A 4,246-nucleotide genomic window follows, 5' to 3' on the forward strand; every position below is an offset into this window, starting at 1 on the left:
CCCCGGCCAGCAGCAGGACGGCGGTGACGGTGATGCCGGCGGCGTTGGCGGCGGCGATCCCCATGACGCCCCAGGAGCGGAGCGCGCCGGCGCCGGCCCAGGAGGTCACGGCGATGCCCGCGGCCATGGCGCCGACCGGGTACCAGGTGGCGCGGCCCGCCGAGAAGTACGACCGGACGAGCACGCCCGTCAGCGTCTGGCCGAGCAGCCCGAGCGCGTAGACCCGCATCACCTCGGCGGTCGCGGCGGTGTCCCCGGCGGTGAACGCGCCGCGCTGGAACAGCAGGCCGATCAGCTGCGGGGCGCACGCCACGACCGCGGCGGCGCCGAGCAGCACCAGGGCGGCCGCCAGCGCCAGGTCCCGCTCCACCCGGCGCCGGGCCCGCTCGGTGTCGCCCTCGGCGAGCGCCCGCGCGACCACCGGGAAGGTGACCGTGCACAGCATCATCGACAGCGACATCGGGATCTGGGCGACCTTCTGCGCGTAGTTCAGGTGCGAGATGGCGCCGGCCGGCAGACCGGAGGCGAGGAACCGCTCGACGAGCACCTGCGACTGCCGGCACAGCGCGAACAGCAGCACGGTGGCCATCAGCGAGGCGTCCACGGGACGCGCCTCGCCGCCGGGTGCGGGCGGCGCCGTCTCGCCGTTCCCCTGCCGCAACCGCCGCACCAGCGAGGGGACCTGGACGCCGGCCATCAGGAAGCCGCCCGCCGCGACCCCGAGCGCGGCGGAGCGCACGCCCCAGTGGCCGCCGAGGGCGTACATCACCGTGACGATGCCGGTGTTGTAGACGACGTAGATCGCGGCCGGTGCCAGGAAGCGGCGGTGGGCGCGCAGCGCCGCGCTGCAGTACCCGGCGAGACCGAAGCTCAGCACGCATGTCGCGGTGAGTCGGGTGCAGTCCACGGCGAGGCGGGGATCGGGCAGGCCGGGGGCGAGCACCGCCACGAGCCGGGGCGCGGCCAGCGCGAGCAGCGCGCCGGCCGCCGCGCACGCCGCCGCCAGTCTCGGCACGGTGGCGGCGACCAGCGAGCGCACCGGGTCCCCCGGGGCTCCCCGCGCGCGGCGGGCCAGCGCCGCGCTGAACGCCGGGACCAGCGCGAAGGACAGTCCGTCCTCGATGAGGAGCGTGGCCGCGAACTCCGGCACCGTCCAGGCCACCAGGAAGGCGTCCGTCTCCCGCCCGGCCCCGAACAGCCGCGCCAGCGACTGATCCCGGACCAGCCCCAGCAGCGCCCCCGCGACCGACAGGGAGACGGTGACGAACGCGGCCTTGGCGAGGAAGCGACGGGTGGGCGGGGCGTCGGTCCGGTCGCCGGGCCCGGTCACGCCCGACCGCGCCGCCGGCACGGCGGTTCCGGCCGCCCCGGCCGGAGCGCGCTCGGTTCCGGGCCGCGTCATCGCGCCGCCCTCCGCGCCGGGCCCCGGTGTCGTGGCGGCCGGGTCGGCTCGTGGGTGTTGTGCGGCGTCGGTTGGGCGGGTGGCCGGTTCGGGTGTCGCAGGGGACGGACGGGCTTCCGGTTGCGGTGCGGCGTCGGTTGGGCGGATGCCTGGTTCGGGTGTCGTGGCGGCCGGGTCGGCTCGTGGGTGTTGTGCCGCGTCGGCCGGACGCGCGCCCCGTTCCGGGGCCGCACCGGGGCGACCCGCTCCCGCGTCGGCCCGTCCGGGTTCACCGGCATCGCAGCGCCGCCTTCCCCGTCCGTGTGTCCGGCTCGCCCTCCGGCGCGGCGTCCGCGCCACGGGCGATCCGGTCGGCGCCGACCAGGGCCCACCAGCCGGCCATGCCGAAGCACACCGCGGTGAGCACGGTCGAGGGGCCGCCGATGTCGGCGTAGAGGAAGTCGACGAGCTGCCAGACCAGGAGCCCGCAGGCGACCAGCGCGCAGTCCAGGCCCCGGCCGCCGCGGGCGCGGGAGCGGTACAGGCCGCGCAGGGCGCACAGCAGGAGGGCGAGCCAGCTGCCCGCGAGGCAGAGCAGCCCGATCAGGCCCTGTTCGCCGAGCACCAGCAGGTACATGTTGTGCGGGGAGAGCAGCGGCTGCCTGCGGAACGCCACGCCGGCGCCCTCCGTGTCGCTGCCGGAGGACAGCGCGAGCGAGGCGTGTCCGTCCCGGTACTCGGGGAAGCCCTTCAGTCCGACGCCGGCCAGCGGGTGCCCGCGCCACATGTCGACGGCGGCGGCCCACATCGTGTACCGGTCGGTGACCGACTGGTCGGGCGCGTCGGTGACCTGGGCGATGCTGTCGATCCGCTCCTGCAGCATCGCCGTACCCACCCCGAGCCCGCCCACCAGGACCACGCACGCCGCCGCCACGACCGCGCCGGTCCGCAGCGCCCGGCGCAGCCCGGCCAGCACCAGCTGCACGGTGAGTGTCACGGCGGTCGCGATCCAGGCGCCCCGGCTGAAGGAGAGGGCCAGCGGCGGGACGAGGGCGACGGCGCAGACCACCGCGATCACGCGTTCCCGTCCGCTGCGGCGGCCCAGCGCCAGCGCCACCGCGCACACCAGCCCGAAGGACACCACCGTCGCCATGCCCATCACGTCCGTCGGGCCGAAGGTGCCGACCGCGCGGATGTTCTCGCCCTGGTAGGACGCGCCGGTCCCGGTGACGTACTGGTGCACGCCGACCGCGCCCTGACAGCCCGCCAGGGCCACCAGTGACCAGGCGAGCAGGCGCAGGTCGCGCCGGTCGCGGACGAGCAGCAGGACGGCCCCGGGCACCAGCACGAAGATCTGCAGGTAGCGGCCGAGACCGGTGATCCCGGCGCCCGGCGAGAGCGCGTCGGCCGCGGCCAGTGAGACGCCCGCCACCGGCAGGCCGAGCAGCACGGCGGCGGTCCGCGTCAGCGGGCGGCGGCGCTCGCGCAGGAGCCGTACGGCGCAGTAGGCCACGACCAGCCCGGACAGCACGTCGGCGGGGCCCGCGCCGCCCTCGCCGGAGGGCGCCACAGGCAGCGCGAGCAGCGCCACCACCGCCACCACGGGCAGCACCGGGGAGGGGCGCAGGGGGCGGCGCAGCGGCAGGGCGAGGACCATCGGTCAGCTCCCCGTGGACCGCACGAGCGCGGCGGCGGTGCGCAGCAGGATGCAGACGTCCTGCCACAGCGACCAGTTGTCGATGTACGCGTTGTCGAAGCGAGCCCGGTCCTCGATGGAGGTGTCGCCGCGCAGCCCGTTGATCTGGGCGAGCCCGGTGATGCCCGTCTGCATCCGGTGGCGGGCCGCGTAGCCCGGATAGGTCCTGCTGAACTGGGTGACGAAGTACGGCCGTTCGGGACGCGGTCCGACCAGGCTCATGTCGCCGCGGAAGACGTTCCACAGCTGGGGCAGCTCGTCCAGCGAGGTCTGCCGCAGGAACCGGCAGAAGCGGCCCATCCGGCGTTCGCCCGCCACGCTCCAGCGGGTGGCCGCCTCGTGCTCGTCGGCCGGGCGGTGGGTGCGGAACTTCAGCAGGGTGAAGGGCCGGCCGTCCTTGCCGATGCGCTCCTGCCGGAAGACCACCCCGGGCCCGTCGGTGAGCCGCAGCACCAGCGCGCACCCCAGCAGCACCGGGCCGGCCAGCACGAGCAGGGTCCCGGACACGAGCACGTCCAGCAGCCGCTTGCCGAGGCCGGTGCGCCGCCGCGGGCCCAGGTCCAGGCGGCGGACCGCGAACCCGGCGAGCTGCTCGCGCGTCTCGTACGCCGGGCAGGCCGCGTCCACCTCCCACAACGCGCAGCCGGACTCGGCGAGCGCCCGCAGCAACGGGCCCTGTTCGGCGCGCACGTCCGGGTGGACGGTGAGCACGGCGCGCACCCCGTTCTGGATGAGCGCCCGCTGCACCTCCTCCGCGGTGGTCAGCAGGGGCAGGCCGCCGCTGCCGTCGGGGTGGTCCGCGACGACGCCCACCGGCCGCACTCCGCAGCGCGGGTGCCTGAGCAGCGCGGCGGCCACGCGCTGCGCGGTCGCGGCGGGCCCGATCACCAGCGCGGTGCGCGGCCGGCGCAGCAGTGCGATCCGGCGCCGCCAGTGCACCGCGCCCCGGCCCGCGCAGGCCGCCGCCGCGTGCAGCACCCAGCCGAGCAGCAGGGTGCGGGGGGACAGGACGCGCCCGGGGGCGTGGGCGGCGAGCAGTGCGTCCAGGCCCAGCCAGGCCACCGCGATCCGGCCGCACAGCACGGGCAGTTCGTCGAGCACGCCGGGCACCGGCCGCGTGGAGCGTGGACGCAGCAGCAGCGCTCCGGCCACCAGGGCGGCGACCAGCA

At 76.6% G+C, this 4,246-nt stretch carries 3 protein-coding genes; all 3 read right to left on the reverse strand.

Annotated elements, in window-relative coordinates; translation table 11 throughout:
• A partial coding sequence (locus ACLU3S_RS36050; protein WP_413956194.1) for a lipid II flippase MurJ occupies nt 1-1,402 on the reverse strand: 1,402 nt, incomplete at its 3' end.
• A gap of 268 nt (nt 1,403-1,670) precedes the next feature.
• Complete coding sequence (locus tag ACLU3S_RS36055) at nt 1,671-3,038, reverse strand: O-antigen ligase family protein (protein ID WP_413956195.1); 1,368 nt, start codon at nt 3,036-3,038, stop codon at nt 1,671-1,673.
• Between the two features lie 3 nt (nt 3,039-3,041).
• A partial coding sequence (locus ACLU3S_RS36060; RefSeq protein ID WP_413956196.1) for an exopolysaccharide biosynthesis polyprenyl glycosylphosphotransferase occupies nt 3,042-4,246 on the reverse strand: 1,205 nt, incomplete at its 5' end.

The organism is Streptomyces sp. AF1A (assembly GCF_047340315.1).
Lineage (GTDB): Bacteria > Actinomycetota > Actinomycetes > Streptomycetales > Streptomycetaceae > Streptomyces.